Source organism: Roseobacter fucihabitans, from assembly GCF_014337925.2.
Classification (GTDB): domain Bacteria; phylum Pseudomonadota; class Alphaproteobacteria; order Rhodobacterales; family Rhodobacteraceae; genus Roseobacter; species Roseobacter fucihabitans.
On sequence record NZ_CP143423.1, the window covers coordinates 4,298,229 to 4,317,786 of the forward strand.

The following is a 19,558-nucleotide window of genomic DNA, read 5'->3' on the forward strand; positions in this document are numbered from 1 at the left end:
ATGGGTTGATTTAAAATGGAAGCACCCAACCCGCGGCGATCACGCGCCAAAGCACCGATTGGGTTTTCAAGCCGCGACCCTTACAAAAACCGGGCAAAGCTCGGTTGAGCTCTCCGCATCAAATGCATACCCCCCAATATCAAAATCCGCCAGATCACCGGGCGCGGTGATACGGTTCTCAAGCGCCCAACGCGCCATCGCACCCCGCGCGCGTTTTGCACAAAAGGATATCATCTTTCGCACGCCATTTCGGTCCTCTTCAAAGCGGGGGGACACAAGATGCAGCCCGGCAAGAGCGTTCCGATCAACGGATTTCGCATATTCCTCAGAGGCCAGATTCAATATCGTATCGGTATCCGCCACCTGCGCATCAGACACCAGCGCATCTGCTATTTTGCTGCCCCAGAACTTGTAGAGCGAGCCCGCCGCATGCCCGGGAAGCTTACGGCCCATCTCAAGGCGATAGGCGCAAACATCGTCGCTCGGTCGCAACAGCCCATATAACCCTGAAAGAATCCTCAATCGCCGGTTGGCTTCCGCACGCGTCGCCTCGTCCAACGTGGCCACTTCGAGGGTCTGATACACATCCCCGTCAAACATGTCGCCCGCCGCCTGCGCCACCCCGGACTCGCGCGACCAGGTCGACACCCGCTCGACATTTAGCCGTGCAATTTTTGCAGAAACCTTCATCAGCTCTGCAATCTCAGCTTCGGACCAACCCGCCATTGTCGCTGTCAGTTCTTCGGCCTGATCAATGAACCGCGGCGACGTGGTCGCCTTACCGGCGGCGCGGTTTTCGTTCAGGTTTTTCGCGGGTGACAGTAAAATGATCATGGATGGCGTGCTTTCTTTTCATCAGCGGCGAATGCTTCGTATCTTATGTAGGGTGGCAGGGTCAAAGCACCATCTGCTGGCGCTCATATCCGGTACTTTTTACGTAATAAGAGACGTTCTGCGCGCACCGCGCCTCAATTGGCATCCCGCAGAACATCAAGAAAGGCGGTGCCAAACCGTTCGGCCCGTCGTCCGCCCAAAACACGCTCCAAGGCTGAGGGATCCGCGTTACGCATCTGGGCCACTTTCGCCAGGAGTGACGCAGAGCAGCTGAGTGGCTTATCCACCCCATCCGCACCGCGGGCAAGACCGGCTTGTGCCGCGAGCAACCGGTCATAAACGGTCCCCGCCTCACGCCCGGCAAGCTTACGCCGGGTCGGATGCATCTGCTCTGCCTCTCCCACGATCACCTGCAAGAACGCAGTGCCGTAGCGTTCCAGTTTTTTGGCACCGACGCCCCCAATCCTGGCCATATCGTCCAGGGTTTGCGGTCGCGTTTCGGCCATTTCAACAAGTGTTCGGTCGTTGAATATCACATAAGCCGGTGCCTTGGCGGCCTCGGCAAAGGCGCGGCGTTTTGCCTTAAGCGCGGACAACAGCGGCGCATCCTCTTCGGAGACCATGGTTTTTACGGCCGGACGCCGGGTGGCATTTGCCGCACGGATGCTGTCGCGTCGAAGTTCAATGCGCGTTTCATCGCGCAAAATTGGAAGAGCCGCATCCGTCATCCGCAAAGCGCCATGGCGTTCGGGATCCGGGCGTACCAGATCATGCCCCATCATTTGCCGAAAAATCGCTTGCCATTGACGACGATCATATTCCGTGCCGACCCCGTAAGTCGGTAAATTCTGATGCCCTCGCTGACGCACCTTATCGGTTTCATTTCCGATCAGGATATCAATCAAATGTCCCGCGCCAAACCATTCTTCGGTGCGCAGGATCGCCGACAGCGCCTTGCGCACCGCCGTCGTACCGTCAAAAACATCCGCCGGTTGATCGCAGAGATCACAGTTTCGGCAAGTTATTTCCGTTTCATCAAAATATCCCAGCAGAGTCTTGCGACGGCATGCAAGAGCTTCTGCCAATCCTAAAAGTGCGTTCAACCGTCCATGATCCGCCGCCCGACGTTCGGGGGGTGCGAGCCCTTCGTCGATCTGCGAACGGCGCAGGCGGATGTCCTCGGGACCAAAAAGCGTCAGGGTTTCAGCGGGCGCGCCGTCCCTGCCCGCGCGGCCGATTTCCTGATAATAAGCTTCGATAGATTTGGGTAAATCCGCATGGGCGACCCAGCGGATATCCGGTTTGTCGACCCCCATGCCAAAGGCGACCGTGGCCACCACAATCAGGCCGTCCTCTTGCTGAAACCGGGTTTCCGCGATCCGGCGGTCTTGGGCTTCCATGCCACCATGGTAATGCAGCGCGGTATGGCCCGCCTCGCGAAGAGCACCCGCGAGGCCTTCAGTTTTCGCGCGCGTGCCACAATAAACAATGCCGGACTGCCCTTTGCGCGCGGAGGCGAAATCGAGAATTTGACGGCGAGGGCTGTCTTTTGAGGCAAAGGCCAAGTGGATGTTGGGCCGATCAAACCCGCGCAGAAACGCGCGTGGCGCAATGCCGTCAAACAGCTTTTGAACAATTTCGGCCTGCGTTTCTGTGTCGGCGGTCGCGGTGAAAGCCGCCAGCTGCACGTCCAGGTCGCGCCGTAATTCGCCGATACGCAAGTAATCGGGCCGAAAATCATGACCCCACTGGCTCACGCAATGCGCCTCGTCCACAGCGATCAACGACACGCCCACCCGGCGCAGCAATCCAAGGGCGGACCCAGTGGCCAACCGCTCAGGCGCCATATAAAGCAGTTTCAACCGGCCAGCATCCAGTGCTTCAAAAACCGCATCGGTCTCTTGCGGCGTGTTGCCAGAGGTCAAAGCGCCGGCGCAAACCCCGGCCTCTTGCAAAGCACGTACCTGATCCCGCATCAGCGCAATCAGCGGAGATATCACCACAGTCACACCGTTTCGCATCAGCGCAGGCAGTTGGAAACAAAGCGATTTCCCACCGCCGGTCGGCATGATTGCAAGAACGTTTTCACCGGCAGTCACGGCCTCAACGATTTCGCCTTGTCCAGGACGGAAATCATCAAAACCGAATACATTTTTTAACAGATCGCCCGCGCCTGTCATGTCATAACCCTAATAATACCTGCTCTTTTTGCGCAATCTCCCATACTCGGAATTCGCGGACAAGTGCTTGCCCCGAAGCGCGTCGAAAATAAGTTTACGGATCATGTTTGAACGCGCGTGGCAGGCGCATTATTTTGCATCCACAACGCAGACCTGAGAACCCACCACCCGGCACCTTTTGGGATCGTTCTTTCAATTTCCCACCACTTTGGAGAATATGAAAAACCGTCCGTAAACCGGCTGACAATAGCGCATCGGGCTCTCATCTGGTTGACAACCGCAGGGTTAATCGGGGAAAGGTGGCGTAGTTTCTTTTCCTAAATTGAAACTTGAGGAATCCATGACAGGTTGCGCATCAGGCGTGTTTTACTTGCTTCGAAATTCCGAATTTTGGTCGATACTGTGCGTTTGGAGTACAGAGTAGCGGAGTGATCAATGTCAGATGCTGAGGTTTTGGTCACGGTTGTGATACCCGCGTATAATGCCGCGGCGACAATCGATACCACGCTGAACAGCGTGCGTTGCCAAACCCATCGCAATCTCGAGATCATCGTTGTCATAGATGGCGCAACGGATAACACCGAAGCGTTGGTCCGGCGGCACGCGCAAGAGGATGATCGCATTGTCATCATCGTGACGCCGAATTGCGGTTTATGTCCGACGCGAAATACCGGGGCGCGGGCCGGATCGGGCAAGTTCATCGCGCCTTTGGATGCGGATGATGTCTGGCACCCCCAAAAAATCGAAAAGCAGCTTGAGGTCTTCGCTGAGGGAGGCGCGGACATCGGCTTCGTTTACACGCTTTTCAGACGGATCGACCAATGGGATTATCTCATCCGGGATGGTGCTTTGACCGTTTGGTCCGGTGATATCTTCTGCGCTTCGCTTTTGTATAATTGCGTGGGCAATGGCAGTTCCATCATGATCAGACGCCGCGCATTCGAACAGGTCGATGGGTATTGCATGGCGTTGAACAGATGGGGCTGTGAGGATTACTTGCTTCAGGTTCTCATCTCGCGCGACTGGAAGGTTGGTGTCGTGCCTGAATACCTGACCGGTTACAGATATGATCACCGGTCCATGTCAAGAAATCATGTGCGTATGGCACTGGCCCGGTTGAAAATGCTGAACATCGTGGCGCAACGCCATTCCAACGTACCGGACAATGTTATGCAATTGGCACGTTCATACGCGACTGCCGAACTGGCGATCGCACATGCAAGAGATGGTAAACTCCTCACCGCGCTCTCCGACTTTTTAGCAGCGTTCCAAATCAGTTCCTTGTCAACAGCAGCCTATGCCTTCTACCGCCTTCGAGATTTCGGGTATCGGTTTATTCGCAATGCCGGCGGTGCTTTACGCCAGCAAAAGCCGCCTAAATTTCAGAGCGTTAACCCGACAACGCGATATGGCATCTCATTTCACCCTCTGAGGTCGCGGACCATGCGCCGCCTGCTCCATCAAACGGCCTTGTCTACCAAGTCATTTTGATATTTTACGCTTGCAACAAGGTGCAAGATAAACTGCCGTGTCGAGCCGCCCGGCTTGGGTTTTTCCTGCCCACGCATTGCCTTTGGATAGATTGCTGAGCTACAGGGTTCTTTCATGAGAACTGGTCCGACGCGGAAATCATATAACCCGGATGGCGTCTGCCGGTTTGGCGCGGCGACAAGCCCAATACGCACGCTAAACCGGAATGCGGGCCAAGCCATCCTGGTCGGTTCGGCCCCTCTGCGGAATAGGGTTTCGCACCCCTTTTGCGTCTGCTCAGCCGACCGATCCCGGTCGATACCCGGCAACACAACACCATGAGCCTGCGCCGCGCGATCCGTGACAGATTGCTGAGCCGCCCGGCCGTACTGGCCGCGCATGCCATTGCGCTTGTCGTGTTATCCCGGTTGTTGAGCCCGGCCGATTTCGGACTTTTCGCCCTCGCCGCGATTTCCCATCAAATTGCGGTTTCACTTGCTGATCTTGGCATCAAATCCCAACTGCTCAAAGATCCGACCCTGGAGCCGCGCAGACATGGGGAGGCTTTTGGCCTGGCGCTCGCATCGGCAATGGTCGTGGGGGGCGGTTTTCTCTTTATTTTGCTGGTGCTACCCGAACAGATCGTGCCGCCGTCGCTGGATGTAACACTTTGGATCCTGGCCGCTTCGGTTTTCCTTGGTCCACTCGAACTTCTGTTCAACATCCCGCTGATGCAGAGCATGCGTTTTGGGTTGATTTCCACGGTCAATGTGTTTGGTGCCTGGACGCGCTGCGGCGTTTCGATACTGGCCGCGATTTACGGAGCTGGCCCTGCCGCCTTGGCCGCCGGTCTGCTTGCAGAGCAAATCGTGTCTTTCGCCTTATTTGCATGCGCCAGGCAAAGGCAGGCGATTCCCGCCCCGCGGATCACCGGATGGCAAACACTTATCGTGGATGGCACCCGTCTGAGCGGAAATCAGGTCATTCGCCACCTTTGTGACCTGGGGATATTGGGTGCGATTTCCAGCTTTCTGGGCGTCGCGACCCTTGGCGTTTACAACCGCGCGGATCAGGTTGTGAAACTGTTCGACAAGGTCTTTCTTAACAGCATGAGCCCGGTGATCATGCCCGCTTTTGTTCAGGCCATACAGAACGGCCATCAACCGGCGGCGATCTATCTCAAGAAAGTCGAGCTACTCTCCGCTTTGACCTGGCCAGCCTTCGCAGCGATTGCAATCCTTGCCGATCCGCTCTGTCGTGTGGTCCTGGGACCCGGATGGGATGCGGCGCCGATTATCGTACAGCTGCTGGCTCTCATCGGCATCGCGGATGCATTTACGAAAATGAACCAGGCCCTTTTTATTGCGCTTGGCGAATTGCGGCTTGGCACCCGTCTTGACGTGCTGCATCATATCACCCGCGTCATTCTCGCGACCGTCGGGGCGTTCATTTCGATCGAGGCGTTATGTATCGCCCTTGTGCTTGCACAGATCATAAATGTGGTTCGCCAAACCTGCGCATTTGGACGTACAACCGGTTATAATCACAAACAATTCCGCAACGTTCTGCTCAGTTCGGCTTTGCTGGCCATCTGCACCGCCGGCCCTGCCGCGCTGGCGCTGCATCTTTACACCAGCGAGCATGCCGCATTGCAGCTGCTGGTCGCGAGTGCCGCGGGCATCGCAGGCTTTGTCATCGCGGTGATCGCCCTGCGCCATATGCTGTTTTACGAAGCGCAAAAAGCGCTGAAACTCATTCCTTGGGCGCGCCCGCGTTAGGGGCGTTCGACCCCACAAACGGCGCGCATTTTGGGTATCCCGGCCGCAGATTTTAATCCGGCAACGTCACCCAAGCGGCATTTCGCGCCGAAGAGCGCACGCAGGCATCCACGAATTGCATGCCGCGCAGCCCATCGTGAATATCCGGATATATTACGTCTGCGGGGGGCTTTGACCCCGTGCGATGCGCGATGATCGCTTCCGCCGCCTCACTGTAAATATTGGCGAACCCTTCGAGATAGCCTTCGGGATGCCCGGGCGGAATGCGGCTCATCCGTGCGGCGGCACCGCCAGCACCCGCCCCATTGCGGGTGATCATCTGCTTGGGCGCGCCAAAGGGCGAAAACCACAATCGGTTGGGATTTTCCTGCTCCCATTCCAACCCGCCTTTTTCACCGTAAATCCGCAATCGAAGCGCGTTTTCATTGCCGGGCGCGACCTGGCTGCACCACAGCATCCCGCGCGCGCCGCCCTGAAAGCGCAGCAGCACATGCGCATTATCGTCCAGCTGCCGCCCGGATACGAAAGCCTGTATATCAGCGGCTAGGCTTTCGACCGTAAGACCACTGACGAAACAGGCAAGGTTATGCGCGTGGGTGCCGATATCGCCGGTGGAACCGCCCGCGCCAGATTGCGCCGGGTCCGTGCGCCAGGCCGCCTGCTTGAAATCCTCCTGCTTGGTCAGCCAGTCCTGCGGGTATTCCACCTGAACCACGCGGATTTTGCCCAGATCGCCGCCCGCCACCATCTCGCGGGCCTGCCGCACCATCGGGTATCCGGTGTAATTATGCGTCAGGAAAAACAGCGCCTCGGAGTCCGCAACCGCCTTCACCATTCTGCGCGCATCCGCCATGGTCGAGGTCAGCGGCTTGTCGCAGATCACATGAATGCCGCGTTTGAGAAACTCGCGCGCGGCGGCGAAATGCACGTGGTTCGGCGTGACGATGGACACCGCCTCGATACCGTTTTTCAGACGCGCCTCGCGGATCGCCATCTGTTTGAAATCATCGTAAATGCGGTCCTCAGCCAGCCCAAGTGCCGCACCGGAGGCCTGCGCCTTTTCCGGTGTGGAGGACAACGCCCCCGCGACCAGTTCATAGCGGTCATCCAAACGCGCGGCGATGCGGTGAACACCCCCGATGAAGGCGTCATTGCCCCCGCCGACCATGCCTAGGCGAATACGGCCCCCCATCACGAAATCCCCAGAATCTTGCGGTTTGCGGCGACGTCCGTGCCGCCATCCGCGAAATCATCAAAGGCGCGTTCGGTCACGCGGATGATGTGATCCTTGACAAATTGCGCCCCTTCGCGCGCGCCGTCCTCGGGGTGTTTGAGGCAACATTCCCATTCAACCACAGCCCAGCCGTCGAAATCATTGGCCGCCATCTTGGAGAAGATCGCCGCAAAATCGACCTGCCCGTCGCCCAAGGAACGGAACCGTCCGGCCCGGTCCACCCAGGGCTGATACCCGGAATAGACGCCTTGACGCCCGGTCGGATTGAACTCGGCATCCTTGACATGGAACATCTTGATCCGGTCCTTATAGATGTCGATGTGGTCGAGGTAATCCAGACATTGCAGCACGAAATGCGACGGATCATAGAGCATGTTACAGCGCGCATGATTGTCCACCCGCTCCAGGAACATCTCGAAGGTCACACCGTCATGCAGGTCCTCGCCGGGGTGTATCTCATAGCAGATGTTCACGTCATTTTCATCCGCATGATCCAGGATCGGACGCCAGCGCGCAGCCAGTTCATCAAATGCCGTTTCAATCAATCCGGCAGGGCGTTGGGGCCAGGGATAGATGTAGGGCCAGGCCAAAGCGCCCGAGAAGGAGACGTGGTTCTTGATGCCCATATTGGCCGAGGCGCTGATGGCTTTCATCACCTGATCGACGGCCCATGCCTGGCGGGCCTTGGGGTTCGCGTGTACCGATGGGTGCGCGAAACCGTCGAACGCGGTGTCATAGGCCGGGTGAACGGCAACCAATTGCCCCTGCAAATGGGTCGAAAGCTCGGTGAGCTCGACGCCATTGGCCGCCGCCCGCCCCTTGAATTCATCGCAATAGGTCTTGCTTGTCGCGGCCTTCTCCAGATCAAACAGGCGCGTGTCCCAGCTGGGCACCTGCACGCCTTTGTAACCGCAGTCCGCCGACCATTTCGTGATCGCGTCCCAGGAATTGAACGGCGCGTCATCCCCTGCGAATTGCGCCAGAAACAGCGCCGGTCCTTTGATCGTCTTCATGGTGTCCTCCCTAAATGCCGCCGATATCCGGTGGCAGGTTTTCTTTCAGATAAACGTCGATGCGAATGCGTTCCTGTGCCGGATTGACCGGAACTTTATCGCTATGCGCGCGCATGATCCGCACGGCACTGCGCACCAGATGCCCGGCGTCCTGGCTGATGACCGCATCGAAAAGCCGCGCCCCAAGGGCTTTACGTGACAAGGCCGTCAACTCATGCGCGATGATCACGGGCTGGCTGGTCTTCACCACATTGGCGAAGTGGCGGATCAAACCGGCGTTGCCCGCAGCGGAGGAATAAATTCCGATCACCTTGCGCGCGCCTGCCAAGGCCTGTGGCAACAAGCGTTCGATCAGGTTCGGATCGTCACGACCCTCCAAAGAGGCCAGAACGGTGAGATTGGGAAAGTCGCGCGCCATAACGTCGTCAAATCCCAGCCGCCGTTCAAGGTGGTCCCTGGCCAGCATTGATCCCGTCACCACAAGAATATTGCCCGTTACCGGCCCCAAAAAGCGCCCCATAAGTTGTGCGGCCGTGCGGCCCGCCGCGACATTATCGATGCCCACATAGGTGTTGCGTTCAGAACTGGGAATATCCGCGACCAGCGACACAACCGCCACACCATGCGCCCTCAGACGGGAAATACTGTCGCGCACTGATGGCGTTTCAGGGCCAAAGATCGCGACACCGTCCAATTCGTTCGGATCAAGCGCATTGATCCGTTCCGCAAGCGCCATGGGATCAAATGCGGGGACGCGCGTGCAGGAGATTTGCGTACGTTCGCGCTTCAGGCCACCGGACAGGTCGGTTATCTGATCCTCGATCAGATCGACAAATTCGTTTTGCGTCGCGGGCAGGATGAAAAGAAAGCGATACACCCGGCCCCGCGCCAGGTTGGCCGCAGCGGTATCGCGCACATAGCCCAGATCGGCGATGGCGCGATTGACCTTTTCGACCGTGATCTTGCGCACGCCAGGACGTTCGTTCAGCACGCGATCAACGGTTGCAAGGCTCACCTGAGCCACGCGGGCGATGTCATTCACCGTAGGGTTGGAGAGAGTTTCCCGGCTGATCTTCATGCCCAAATTCGCTAGCCTTTCAGCGCGGTTGCCAGCCCTTCGAACAGGCGCGCAACGGCTTCGGCACCCGGATCATTATGGCCGATCAGGTTTTCCTCAGGCACATAAGAGGCGCGCCCGGCTTTGGCTTTGCCCATTTGCGCGGTTCCATTCGCACCCGTACGGGCCGCGGCGGCGGCATCTTCAAACCCCTGCGGCAAAGCATCAAACGCGGGTTTGAGCGCATCAATCATCGTGCGGTCTCCCTGCTGCGCGCCACCAACCTGGCTGATCCGATCCAAGCCGATCATCAAGGCTTGCGATGTCGGGTGCCCGTTCGCACAGGCATCCCCCGTCGCACCAAAGAAGATGGCAAGGATAACCCCCGATGACCCCCCCATTGTTTGACTGAGTTCATTGCTGATCGCACGGAAAAGCTGTGTCAGGTCGGCAAGTGGCATCCTGTCCAGAGAGCCCTTAAGGGCGCGTGCGGCTGTTGCCAGGGTGCTGCCCGTATCACCGTCACCGGATTTTGCATCCAGCGCGTTCAAATCCGTTTGGGCCGCGATCAACAGATCACAACAGGTCTCGATCAAGGCGCGGGTTTTGGCGTTTTCCGAAGGAATTGGCTCGATTGGACTCAACCCGTCGGGGAGAGGCTTACTTATGACAGGCGCAAGATCCGTCATACCCGGCCAGTCCGACATTGGCACAGGTCGGTTCAGGGCATCCAACCGCACCGGCGTCAGGGGGAGGATCGATACGGAGAACCCATGCATGTCGAGCGACGTCATCAAGGGCGCAGGACCAATGATTTTCGTGATCGCTTTCGCCTTTTGCGATGTTGCGAGGGCCTGTGTCAGCACGGCCATTTCCAGCGGGGTGGTTGCACCAAGGTTGTTGAGCAACGCAACGCAGCCCTCCCCGTTCAAATGTGGCGCGAGCTTGTCGAGCACCATGTCCATTGCACCGACCGCGCCATCAAAGGCAACCTGCTGGACGCCAGCCTCGCCGTGGATACCGAGGCCAAGCTCCACCATACCGACCGCAATCCGGTCTTCCTTGACCGAACCCGGCACGCTACAGGTGTCCAGCGACGTACCGATGGAGGCCATATCCGTCACGGCGTCCTGCGCGGCGGCGGTGACGGTATCGAGGTCCGCGCCATCCTCTGCAAGGCTGCCGGCGATCTTGTGCACGAATAATGTGCCCGCAACCCCACGCGCCTGTGGCAGGTCAGGCAGGGCAATGTCGTCATCGACGATAACCATCGAAACCTTCAAACCATACGCACGCGCACGTTCTGCGGCGAGACCAAAATTCAGCCGATCGCCTGTGTAGTTCTTGACGATCAAGAGGCATCCCGCTTCCCCTGTCACAGCCAGAATTCCGGCCAATACGGCGTCCACTGAAGGGGAGGCAAAGACCTCGCCACAGACAGCCGCCGTCAACATGCCCTCTCCGACAAATCCGGCATGAGCGGGTTCATGCCCCGACCCCCCGCCCGAGATCAGCGCAACGCGGGATTTATCCCAATCGGCGCGACAGACCACCTTGATATGGGGATACCCGTCCAGCCGATAGAGAGCACCACCTGAGGCCGCCAACAGACCGTCGATGGCATCTGTCACAAGCGTCTCCGTGCCATTGATGAATTGCGCCATATCTCTCCCCTTTTCAGTAAATTCTGTTTCCGGCCGCATCAAAACATAGCGGATTATGCGGGGCGATTTTCACCTCGCTGCCGGGTGTGTAGCCCGTATGCGGATCGGCCAGCGTCGTGATGTCATGCCCGTCCAGTCGCAGATGCAACCGCGTGTGATCCCCCAGCCGTTCGACACGACCGACCTGAGCCGCGCGGCCTTCGCCCTGCATCACATGCTCGGGACGCAGACCGATGCGATGCGCGCCTTTGGGGGCCGTACCAAACAGATCAGCGGGCAGGATATTGATCCGCGGTTGCCCCAAACGCGAGGCGACATAGAGCGAATTTGGGTTCTCATAAATCTCGCGCGGGGTGCCGAATTGCACCAACTTTCCTTCGTTGAGCACGCCCACATGGGTGGCCATGGTCATGGCTTCGATCTGGTCATGGGTCACGTAGAGGATCGTCGCGCCAAGGCTGGCCTGAATGCGTTTGAGCTCGATCCGCAGGTCGGTGCGCAATTTGGCATCGAGCGAGCTCAGCGGCTCGTCCATGAGGTAAACCTGCGGCTCACGCACCAACGCGCGCCCGATGGACACACGCTGCATCTCCCCGCCCGACAAAGCGGTCGCCTTATTATCGAGCTTATGGGTGATTTGCAGGACCGAGGCGACCTCATCCACCTTGCGTTTGATCTCCTCCGGCAGCGTCTTGAGGATCGGCGATTTCAGCGGGAATTCGAGATTTTCGCGCACTGTCAAATGCGGATAAAGAGAGTATTGCTGAAACACCATGGCCACGTCACGCTGCGCGGGCGTTTCACCGTTCACAACACGTCCGCCGATGCTGATTTCACCGCCGTCCAGCGTTTCAAGACCCGAGATCAGCCGCAGCGTTGTGGTTTTTCCCGCACCGGTCGGCCCGAGCAAAACAACAAATGCCCCATCGGGAATGGTCATATCAATATCCGACACCGCGACCGTTTTGCCAAAGGATTTTGACACATTTTTCAGGATCACCTCAGCCATGGGAGAACACCTCATTGTTCAACTCCGAGCGCAGGGCAGCGCCGGTCGCTTCATCAAAAAGCGTCACGGTTTGCGCGTTGAACCCAAGCCCGATTTTTTCTCCAACCGATGCGACCTGCCCGGCAGGGACACGCGCTTTCAGCTCGCCATTCGGGGTATCCAGCGTTATGATCTGCGTCGTTCCAAGGTATTCTGTCGCCAGCACCTCGCCACGATACTCTGCGCTATCGCTGAGCGTGACATGTTCAGGGCGAACGCCGAAAACCAACCTGCCGCGGGACCCTTCCATCTGGCGCGGAACGGCAAGGGTTTGACCGTTCATCTCCACGTTGTGGGCATTTTCCGCCACGGCCCCGTCAAAGCGCAGGAAATTCATCGAGGGCGAGCCGATGAAATCGGCCACAAACATCGTGGCGGGCTTATCGTAAATCTCCTGCGGGGTGCCGAATTGTTCGACCACCGCATTGTTCATCACCACGATCTTATCGCCCATCTGCATGGCCTCCAATTGATCATGGGTGACATAGACGGTCGTGGCACCCATACGATCATGCAGGGCGCGCAATTCCTCGGACATATGTTCGCGAAATTCGGCGTCCAAAGCGCCCAGCGGTTCATCCATCATGAAGGCCTTGGGGTCGCGCACGATGGCCCGGCCCAGAGCGACGCGTTGCCGGTCCCCCCCCGACAGGCCCCCAACCGGTTTGTTGAGAATGTCCTGAATGCCGAGGATACCCGCGACCTCTTCGACCTTGGCCTTGACGTCACGGCGCGCCATGCCTTGCGAGACGAGCGGGTAGCTGAGGTTTTTGCGCACGTTCATATGCGGGTAGAGCGCGAACATCTGGAACACAAAGGCAATGTCGCGCTGGCTGGGTGGCTTTTGGCTGATCTCCTCGCCGTCGAGATATATTTCGCCAGACGTTGGCAATTCCAACCCCGCGATCATGCGCAGAGTGGTCGTCTTGCCGCATCCCGATGGACCCAACAGCATGAAAAATTCACCATCCTCAATGGTGAAACTGGATTCCCGCACGGCGGTGAAGTCGCCAAATTCCTTGCGGACGGTTTTGATGATGATTTGCGCCACGCTGGGGTTACTCCGGGAAATGGGAAACAATGATGAACATCACCGTGCCAATAAGGGTTGTGATGAAAGAGTAGGTGAAGGCCCACATGACAAAGGGTTGCATCAGCATAAACACACCCAAAGCGATCAGAATGGTCGCCACCAATTCCCATGGCCCTCGTTTGAAGCCGATCAGCCCGGCGATAAAATTGCTCATTTGCGAACCGCTCCAAATGTGATGCCGCGCAGCAGGTGTTTGCGCAGGGCGACAGTGAAGATCATTACGGGCAGCAGGAAGATCGTGGCACCCGCAGCCACGGCGGGCCAATCCAGACCGCCCACTCCGATGATTGTTGGGATGAAAGGCGGGGCCGTTTGCGCCGTACCGGAGGTCAGCAAGACCGCAAAAGCGTATTCATTCCATGCAAAGATCAGACAGAAGATAGCAGTGGAGGCGATGCCCGTGGCGGCCTGCGGCAGCACAACTTTGTAGAAGGCCTGAAAGCGCGTGTAGCCGTCGATCAGAGCGGCCTCTTCATATTCGCGCGGGATTTCGTCGATGAAACCTTTGAGCAGCCAGACGGCGAGTGAAATATTGACCGCCGTATAGAGCAGGATCATGCCGAGGTGCGTATCAGACAAGCCAAGCTGGCGGTACATCAGAAAGATCGGGATCGCAACGGCGATGGGCGGCATCATTCGAGTGGAAAGGATGAAGAACAGCAGGTCATCCGCCAGCGGAATTTTGAACCGACTAAAGGCATAGGCCGCAAGTGTGCCGAGGAAAATGCTGAGGAAGGTCGAGCCAAACCCGATGATCACCGAATTCAGGAAACGTTCGCCGAATTTGGACGGTCCGGCAATAACCATATCGTATTGACGCACGATGTCCTCATACCAGTTTTCCGGCGGGTTGGCGGCAAGGAATTCATCCGTTTGGCGGGTGCGGGTGGTAAAGAGGTTCACATAGCCTTCGAGGGTGGGTTCAAAGAAGACCTTGGGCGGGTAGCTGATCGCGTCGCTGGGCGATTTGAAACCGGTAAGCATAATCCAGGCCAGCGGGATCATGGTGATAAGCGCATAGGTGATGACAAGCGTGCCGGCAAACCACTTGGAGCTTTTGCTGGGCTCGGTGACGGAAAAACTGCTCATCGTTCTTTGACCTTATTGAGGGCTTTGACATAGATGCTGGCCAGACCAAATACCGTGACGAAGAGGATGATCGCATAGGCTGATGCATAGCCCGTGCGCCATTTTTCAAAGGCTTCGCGTTTGAGGTTGATGGACGTCAGTTCGGTTGTTGAGCCCGGACCGCCGCCCGTAAGCTGCACGACAAGATCGAACATCTTGAAGTTCTCGATCCCGCGAAACAGGATCGCCAGCATCAGGAACGGGAGGATCATCGGAATGGTGATCGTAAAGAATTGCCTGAGTTTCGAAGCACGATCCACCTCAGCCGCCTCATAGATGTAGTCGGGGATTGAGCGTAGCCCCGCCAGACAAATCAGCATCACAAAGGGTGTCCACATCCATGTATCAACGATCACGATGGACCAGGGTGCCAAATCAACCGAACCCAACATCTCGAAACTTGAAGGCTCTTTGCCAGTGAAAAAGGCGATGATGTAGTTAAAAAGTCCGATTTGGGGTTGGTAGAGGAATTTCCAGAAATTCCCGACGACCGCAGGGGAAAGCATCATAGGCAGCACGATGATGGTGGTCCAAAGATCGTTCCCTTTGAATTTCTTGTTGATCAGATAGGCGAGGGTGAACCCGATAACGACCTGAAAAAAAATCGTCCAGAACAGGAAATGCGCGGTGGCCTGCATGTTCAGCCATATGTCACTATCTGTCAGAATGCGTTCGTAGTTGCGCAGACCGACGTATTCCACCTCGCGATTGAGACGGTTGGCGCGGAAGTTAGTAAAGCTGAGGTTGATCGTCCAAATCAATGGAAAAATATTGATCGCAAGCAACAAGAAGATCGTTGGCCCGACGAATATCCATGCAATCGCGCGGTCGCTCAAACCTTTGATCTTGCGGGCCACGGTCGGCGGTGTGGCGTTGGCGGCGCGTGAAATTGGAGTATCGTTCATTTGGCACAGCTTTCCCGGCGCAAGGTGGCCTAAAAGCCCACCCTACGGGTTGAGGGGAGACGTAAGGTGGGCTTTTAGGCCACCCTACTTGGTATTTTTTAGAGCTTGCCTTCGTCTTCGAAGGTTTCAGTCCAATCTTCGATCAACTTGTCCAGAGCCTCTTGTGCCGTCCCTTGATCCGCGACCACATAATCGTGGATACGTTTTTGCATGGCCAGAAGCAGCTCAGCATATGCAGGCTCCTGCCAGAAATCCTGTACGGCACCCATAGCCTCCAAGAAATCACCCGCAAAAGGGGCGCTATCGACAAAACCTGGGTCTTCCAAAACGGCCTTATGCGCGGAATAGCCGCCTAAATCCCACCATTTCTGCTGTACCTCAGGGTTTGCAAACCATTTGATGTATTCTAACGCCGCATCCTGCTTGTCTGAATAAGCAATGACTGAAATGCCCTGGCCCCCAAGCGTGGATCCCGCTTGATTTTGTGGTGGGTTGACAAAAAAGTCGATCTTGTCGCCACCGGTGTTCGGGTCAGCGTAAAGGCCAGGGAAGAAAGCAAACCAATTCATCGCCATCGCAACCTGGCCGGATTTAAACGCATCAAGGCTCTCGCCCATATAGGAATTGGTGTATCCAGGCGGCGTTGCAGTCTTATAAAACTCTTTATAGAACTCAAGAGCTTCAACCGCCTCTGCCGAATTTACAGCACCCTCCATATCATATTTTCCCGGGGTATTTTCGTATTTGAAACCCCAAGGATATAGAGCCGAAGTCACGCCCATCGTGATACCTTCTGACCCACGTTCCGTGAAAATTGCGGCACCGTAAACGGTTTGGCCATCAATTTCCCGCCCCTGGAAGAACTGCGCGATTTCGAGCATTTCCTTCTGCGTCTTGGGTTCTGCTAATGCGCGTCCCGTCGCCTCCTGGAAGGCCGCTTTGATATCATCGCGCTCAAACCAGTCTTTGCGATAGAACCAACCATTCGCATCCCCCATCGCCGGCAGCGCATAATAGTTTTCTGTTCCCTTGGGCCAAGTCGAATAAGCATAGACTGTTGCGTCTGCAAAATCGTTCATCGAGATATTTTCAGCATCGAAAAAGTCATTCAACTTAACGTAATGACCGTTTTCCGCACCACCGCCGATCCATTGACTATCTCCGATCAGAAGATCGCAGAGTTTGCCTCCCGAATTGAGCTCGTTCAGCATGCGATCAGCGAAATTTGGCCATGGAATGAATTCAAAGCTCATCGTGTGCCCGGACTGCGCCTCGAATTCCTTGCTTAATTCTACCAAGGCATTTGCCGGATCCCAAGCGGCCCAGCAAAGTGTAAGGTCTTCGGCCTGCGCAGATGCGCCCATACTTGCGATGGCGATGCTAGCAGCACTGACCGACGTTAATTTATAATGTTTCATGTTGTTCCTCCCTAGCGCCCCTTCCGATCGATCACGGCCGATTCGGAATTCAGACATTCTCAGGCTAAATGAGGGGCGCACATCATGTCGACACAATTTTTGAGGTACGCCCCTCAAAAATATCTACTCACCTAATATCACTCAGAATTTTCCTGGCTGGTATCCGCGTTTGCAGTATGAAGGTACGATTGCATTGTAAGATATCCTGACAAATTTCTTGTGATTCTCTGATCTTGCCAAACCGAATACGACTACAAGCGACCCTGTGAACGACATCCCTGCATCACCCCTCCCGCTTTCGAAATAGCAAGTGACTGCTTTCGGCATGGTTGTTCAAACCGTTGTTCGACCAATGTGTTGAATGTCATTGAGAACTGAGCCGGTATTTTCACCGAGATTTGACCCGCTGTTAGTTATGTATCGGTAGCTATGCTTTGGTCAATGTGGTGGCCTCCTTTGTGGTTTTCTTTGCGGCCTCTGAGCTGGTCTTGAAGCGGTAGCTGTCGTTGCCTGTTTCGAGGATGTTGCAGCGGTGGGTAAGCCGGTCGAGCAACGCTGTTGTCATCTTTGCATCCATTGCCCGGCAGTCGTTTTGTGCAGCAAAACGATGAGAGGGGCCAAAGACCTGGGCCCATTCACTGAAGCTGAGGTTGGTTGTGATGATGACACTGGTGCGCTCATAGAGCTTGCTCATAAGGTGGAACAGCAGTGCGCCGCCTGACGGGCTGAACGGCAGGTAGCCAAGCTCGTCCATTGCCCGGCAATGCATGTTTACATGCATGAGAGGGGAGGATGACCAAGTCGATTTTTGTGAGCATCTCAGCCATTCACTGACCGGCAGGGTATCGCGACGCGATGTCCCGAGAGGTTTCCCGGCCTTTCCGAGGGCCTTTTCCTGTTCCAATGCATTGACCAGTTCGACGGTGGAATAGAAGCGCACTTTGCGTCTGTGGTGCTCACCGATAGCGGTGGCAACATGGCTTTTGCCGGTTCCAGGTCCGCCAATCAGAACCACGTTTTCCGCATTCTCCCCTCTCGGCAGATTGCTTCGCAATACCCTGCCGGGCAATGTATGAACTCACTACGATGGAGTTGACGAACTGTGGCCTCATTGATGTCGCTCGACGCGCAGTCAAAACCCGTGAGGTCCTTATAGGATGGGAAGCGCGCCACCTTGGTGTGATAGGCAATGGATCGCACTTCGCGTTCCGCCATTTCCGCCTTGAGCAGTTGAGACAACATCGGGGTGGCCGCCTCAAATGCTGGAACACCTTGTGTAACCAGACCGTCAACCACTGCCCGACAGGGTATTGCGCAGCAATGCACGAAAGGGGGCATGCGCCATGTCGCACCAAAGGTGCGCAATTATAGATGCTCGCCTTTGGCGAGACGCAGCTTGAGACTGCGCAGCATGATGATAATGGAAGCTCCTGCAGGATCATGACGCATTGCGCTTGCCTCCTGCCTGTCTGAGGTCGTCATAGCGATCCACATTTGCCTTTGGGGCGGTTTCCAATGCAAGAGCATCCATTGCCCGACAGGCGATTGCAAAGCAATCTGCCGAGAGGGGGGCGGATCGATCTCTGGGTGATCTGTCTGCTTGGGATCGATCAGTCTATGCAACGGGTTCAGGATATGTGTCTTCGTCGGCACCCCAGCTTCCAGCGCCAGCTCAACTGCACGCAGGACGGCGCTTTCGTCGTGGTGTAAAACCAAGGACAGGATGTCGACCATTTCCCTGTCACCACCCTCCTTACGAAGCATGTGGTTTTGCAGTCGGCGGAAGGTATCCGGTGCCCGGCAGGCTCTTTTCCACAGGAAAAGATGCCGAAAGGGGGGCATCTCTGTAAACGGCGCGCCATTCATTGCCCGGCAGGCGCATGCAAGGCATGCTGCCGAGAGGGGTGAAGGGCCCCCGGTTTGCGTTGGATGACCGCGAGGTAATGGCGCCAATCATAGATGACTTTGCCTGGCTTGCGATGGGATCGGTCAATGATGCGCTCATGTGTGCAGACGGTTTGGCCTTGAGCCACAATGACCAATCGTTCTGGGTAAACACGAAGACTGACAGGTCGGTTCGCAAAGCTGGCAGGCACGCTGTAACGGTTGCGCTCGAAAGTGATCAAGCACCCCCCTCGTGACATTGCTACGCAATACCCTGCCGGGCAATGGTTGGTGACCCGCTCGTAGGACCCATCATAGCCGAGCTTGACCAAGTCCTCATGCATCAGCTTGACGTTGCGCCACTCTTTGCGAGACTTCCGCGTTTGAGCCAAAAGCCATGATGATAACCGATCCGCATAAGGATCCAACTTGCTAGGGCGCAACGGCGTCTTAAATTTTGGCTCTACCGCGTCGTCGCGAAGATACTTCTTGATGGTGTTGCGAGACAGCCCAGTGCGCCGCGCAATTTCTCGTATCGGCATTTTGTCACGCAATGCGCCCCTCTCGTGCACGTAAACATGCACTGCCGGGCAATGTGGTCCCGTGCGACCCACGCAGGCGAACCTGACCGCATCCTCGCAGGCCAACTCGCCGACATGACCGCCACCTGACCGGCCTGTTAAAGGTGAATTGGTGTCTGACATGTAAATACATTGCAAAAAGCGCTTTCGCGCTATTTAGCGACATTATGATACCAACAAGCGGGTTCGGGGTATGCCAAGCTGCAAACATAGGAGCCGTTCCATTTCCACCCTTTGAACTGCTCTAGAGTGCTCCATCCACCATTTGGAA

Annotated in this window: 14 protein-coding genes and 3 pseudogenes; 2 read left to right on the forward strand and 15 right to left on the reverse strand. The window is 56.5% G+C overall.

Features of this window, described 5'->3' with window-relative positions; translation table 11 throughout:
- Positions 1–66 precede the first annotated feature (66 nt).
- Entirely contained in the window at positions 67–834 is a 768-nt protein-coding gene (locus ROLI_RS21010; RefSeq protein ID WP_187428580.1) for a YaaA family protein, read from the reverse strand.
- A gap of 134 nt (positions 835–968) precedes the next feature.
- The gene (recQ, locus tag ROLI_RS21015; protein WP_187428579.1) at positions 969–3,014 is read right to left on the reverse strand and encodes a DNA helicase RecQ; all 2,046 of its coding nucleotides are present in this window, start codon (positions 3,012–3,014) and stop codon (positions 969–971) included.
- A 435-nt stretch (positions 3,015–3,449) separates the two neighbouring features.
- On the opposite strand from recQ, the gene ROLI_RS21020 reads away from it, so the two are divergent.
- Both ROLI_RS21020 and ROLI_RS21025 read left to right on the forward strand, forming a co-directional pair.
- Positions 3,450–4,505, forward strand: coding sequence for a glycosyltransferase family 2 protein (locus ROLI_RS21020; protein WP_187428578.1), 1,056 nt, complete (start codon positions 3,450–3,452; stop codon positions 4,503–4,505).
- Positions 4,506–4,822: 317 nt separating this feature from the next.
- Positions 4,823–6,262, forward strand: coding sequence for an oligosaccharide flippase family protein (locus ROLI_RS21025; RefSeq protein WP_187428577.1), 1,440 nt, complete (start codon positions 4,823–4,825; stop codon positions 6,260–6,262).
- A gap of 52 nt (positions 6,263–6,314) precedes the next feature.
- Here ROLI_RS21025 and ROLI_RS21030 read toward each other — a convergent pair whose 3' ends face one another.
- The 13 genes and pseudogenes from ROLI_RS21030 to ROLI_RS24015 all read right to left on the reverse strand — a co-directional run.
- Positions 6,315–7,454 carry a Gfo/Idh/MocA family protein gene (locus ROLI_RS21030; protein ID WP_187428576.1) on the reverse strand — a complete coding sequence of 380 codons (1,140 nt, stop codon included), beginning with the start codon at positions 7,452–7,454 and terminating at the stop codon, positions 6,315–6,317.
- The gene (locus ROLI_RS21035; protein WP_187428575.1) at positions 7,454–8,509 is read right to left on the reverse strand and encodes a sugar phosphate isomerase/epimerase; all 1,056 of its coding nucleotides are present in this window, start codon (positions 8,507–8,509) and stop codon (positions 7,454–7,456) included. The genes ROLI_RS21030 and ROLI_RS21035 overlap by 1 nt, the downstream gene beginning before the upstream one ends.
- Before the next feature lie 10 nt (positions 8,510–8,519).
- Complete coding sequence (locus ROLI_RS21040; RefSeq protein ID WP_187428574.1) at positions 8,520–9,587, reverse strand: LacI family DNA-binding transcriptional regulator; 1,068 nt, start codon at positions 9,585–9,587, stop codon at positions 8,520–8,522.
- 11 nt (positions 9,588–9,598) lie between these two features.
- Positions 9,599–11,230, reverse strand: a complete 1,632-nt coding sequence (locus ROLI_RS21045; protein WP_187428573.1) for a dihydroxyacetone kinase subunit DhaK — start codon at positions 11,228–11,230, stop codon at positions 9,599–9,601.
- A 13-nt stretch (positions 11,231–11,243) separates the two neighbouring features.
- Positions 11,244–12,239: an ABC transporter ATP-binding protein gene (locus tag ROLI_RS21050; RefSeq protein ID WP_187428572.1), complete on the reverse strand. Its 996-nt coding sequence runs from the start codon at positions 12,237–12,239 to the stop codon at positions 11,244–11,246.
- Positions 12,232–13,329 (reverse strand): ABC transporter ATP-binding protein, encoded by a 1,098-nt coding sequence (locus ROLI_RS21055; protein WP_187428571.1) that lies wholly within the window; start codon positions 13,327–13,329, stop codon positions 12,232–12,234. Before ROLI_RS21055 ends, ROLI_RS21050 begins: the two co-directional genes overlap by 8 nt.
- Positions 13,330–13,336: 7 nt before the next feature.
- Positions 13,337–13,525: a hypothetical protein gene (locus ROLI_RS21060; protein ID WP_187428570.1), complete on the reverse strand. Its 189-nt coding sequence runs from the start codon at positions 13,523–13,525 to the stop codon at positions 13,337–13,339.
- Complete coding sequence (locus ROLI_RS21065) at positions 13,522–14,460, reverse strand: carbohydrate ABC transporter permease (protein WP_187428569.1); 939 nt, start codon at positions 14,458–14,460, stop codon at positions 13,522–13,524. Before ROLI_RS21065 ends, ROLI_RS21060 begins: the two co-directional genes overlap by 4 nt.
- Positions 14,457–15,404, reverse strand: coding sequence for a carbohydrate ABC transporter permease (locus ROLI_RS21070; RefSeq protein ID WP_187428568.1), 948 nt, complete (start codon positions 15,402–15,404; stop codon positions 14,457–14,459). Before ROLI_RS21070 ends, ROLI_RS21065 begins: the two co-directional genes overlap by 4 nt.
- A 98-nt stretch (positions 15,405–15,502) precedes the next feature.
- Positions 15,503–16,822, reverse strand: a complete 1,320-nt coding sequence (locus ROLI_RS21075; protein ID WP_187428567.1) for an ABC transporter substrate-binding protein — start codon at positions 16,820–16,822, stop codon at positions 15,503–15,505.
- 427 nt (positions 16,823–17,249) lie between these two features.
- Positions 17,250–18,160: pseudogene (locus ROLI_RS21080) on the reverse strand (ATP-binding protein).
- A gap of 100 nt (positions 18,161–18,260) precedes the next feature.
- Positions 18,261–18,951, reverse strand: a pseudogene (locus ROLI_RS24010) (Mu transposase domain-containing protein); the annotation flags it as partial.
- 264 nt (positions 18,952–19,215) lie between these two features.
- A pseudogene (locus ROLI_RS24015) lies at positions 19,216–19,410 on the reverse strand (hypothetical protein); the annotation flags it as partial.
- Positions 19,411–19,558 lie beyond the last annotated feature (148 nt).

Excerpts from the sequence above, each read along its gene's own strand:
- ROLI_RS21010 (WP_187428580.1), bottom strand. The coding sequence starts at position 834 with ATGATCATTTTACTGTCACCCGCGAAAAACCTGAACGAAAACCGCGCC.
- recQ (WP_187428579.1), bottom strand. The coding sequence starts at position 3,014 with ATGACAGGCGCGGGCGATCTGTTAAAAAATGTATTCGGTTTTGATGAT.
- ROLI_RS21020 (WP_187428578.1), top strand. The coding sequence starts at position 3,450 with ATGTCAGATGCTGAGGTTTTGGTCACGGTTGTGATACCCGCGTATAAT.
- ROLI_RS21025 (WP_187428577.1), top strand. The coding sequence starts at position 4,823 with ATGAGCCTGCGCCGCGCGATCCGTGACAGATTGCTGAGCCGCCCGGCC.
- ROLI_RS21030 (WP_187428576.1), bottom strand. The coding sequence starts at position 7,454 with ATGGGGGGCCGTATTCGCCTAGGCATGGTCGGCGGGGGCAATGACGCC.
- ROLI_RS21035 (WP_187428575.1), bottom strand. The coding sequence starts at position 8,509 with ATGAAGACGATCAAAGGACCGGCGCTGTTTCTGGCGCAATTCGCAGGG.
- ROLI_RS21040 (WP_187428574.1), bottom strand. The coding sequence starts at position 9,587 with ATGAAGATCAGCCGGGAAACTCTCTCCAACCCTACGGTGAATGACATC.
- ROLI_RS21045 (WP_187428573.1), bottom strand. The coding sequence starts at position 11,230 with ATGGCGCAATTCATCAATGGCACGGAGACGCTTGTGACAGATGCCATC.
- ROLI_RS21050 (WP_187428572.1), bottom strand. The coding sequence starts at position 12,239 with ATGGCTGAGGTGATCCTGAAAAATGTGTCAAAATCCTTTGGCAAAACG.
- ROLI_RS21060 (WP_187428570.1), bottom strand. The coding sequence starts at position 13,525 with ATGAGCAATTTTATCGCCGGGCTGATCGGCTTCAAACGAGGGCCATGG.
- ROLI_RS21065 (WP_187428569.1), bottom strand. The coding sequence starts at position 14,460 with ATGAGCAGTTTTTCCGTCACCGAGCCCAGCAAAAGCTCCAAGTGGTTT.
- ROLI_RS21070 (WP_187428568.1), bottom strand. The coding sequence starts at position 15,404 with ATGAACGATACTCCAATTTCACGCGCCGCCAACGCCACACCGCCGACC.
- ROLI_RS21075 (WP_187428567.1), bottom strand. The coding sequence starts at position 16,822 with ATGAAACATTATAAATTAACGTCGGTCAGTGCTGCTAGCATCGCCATC.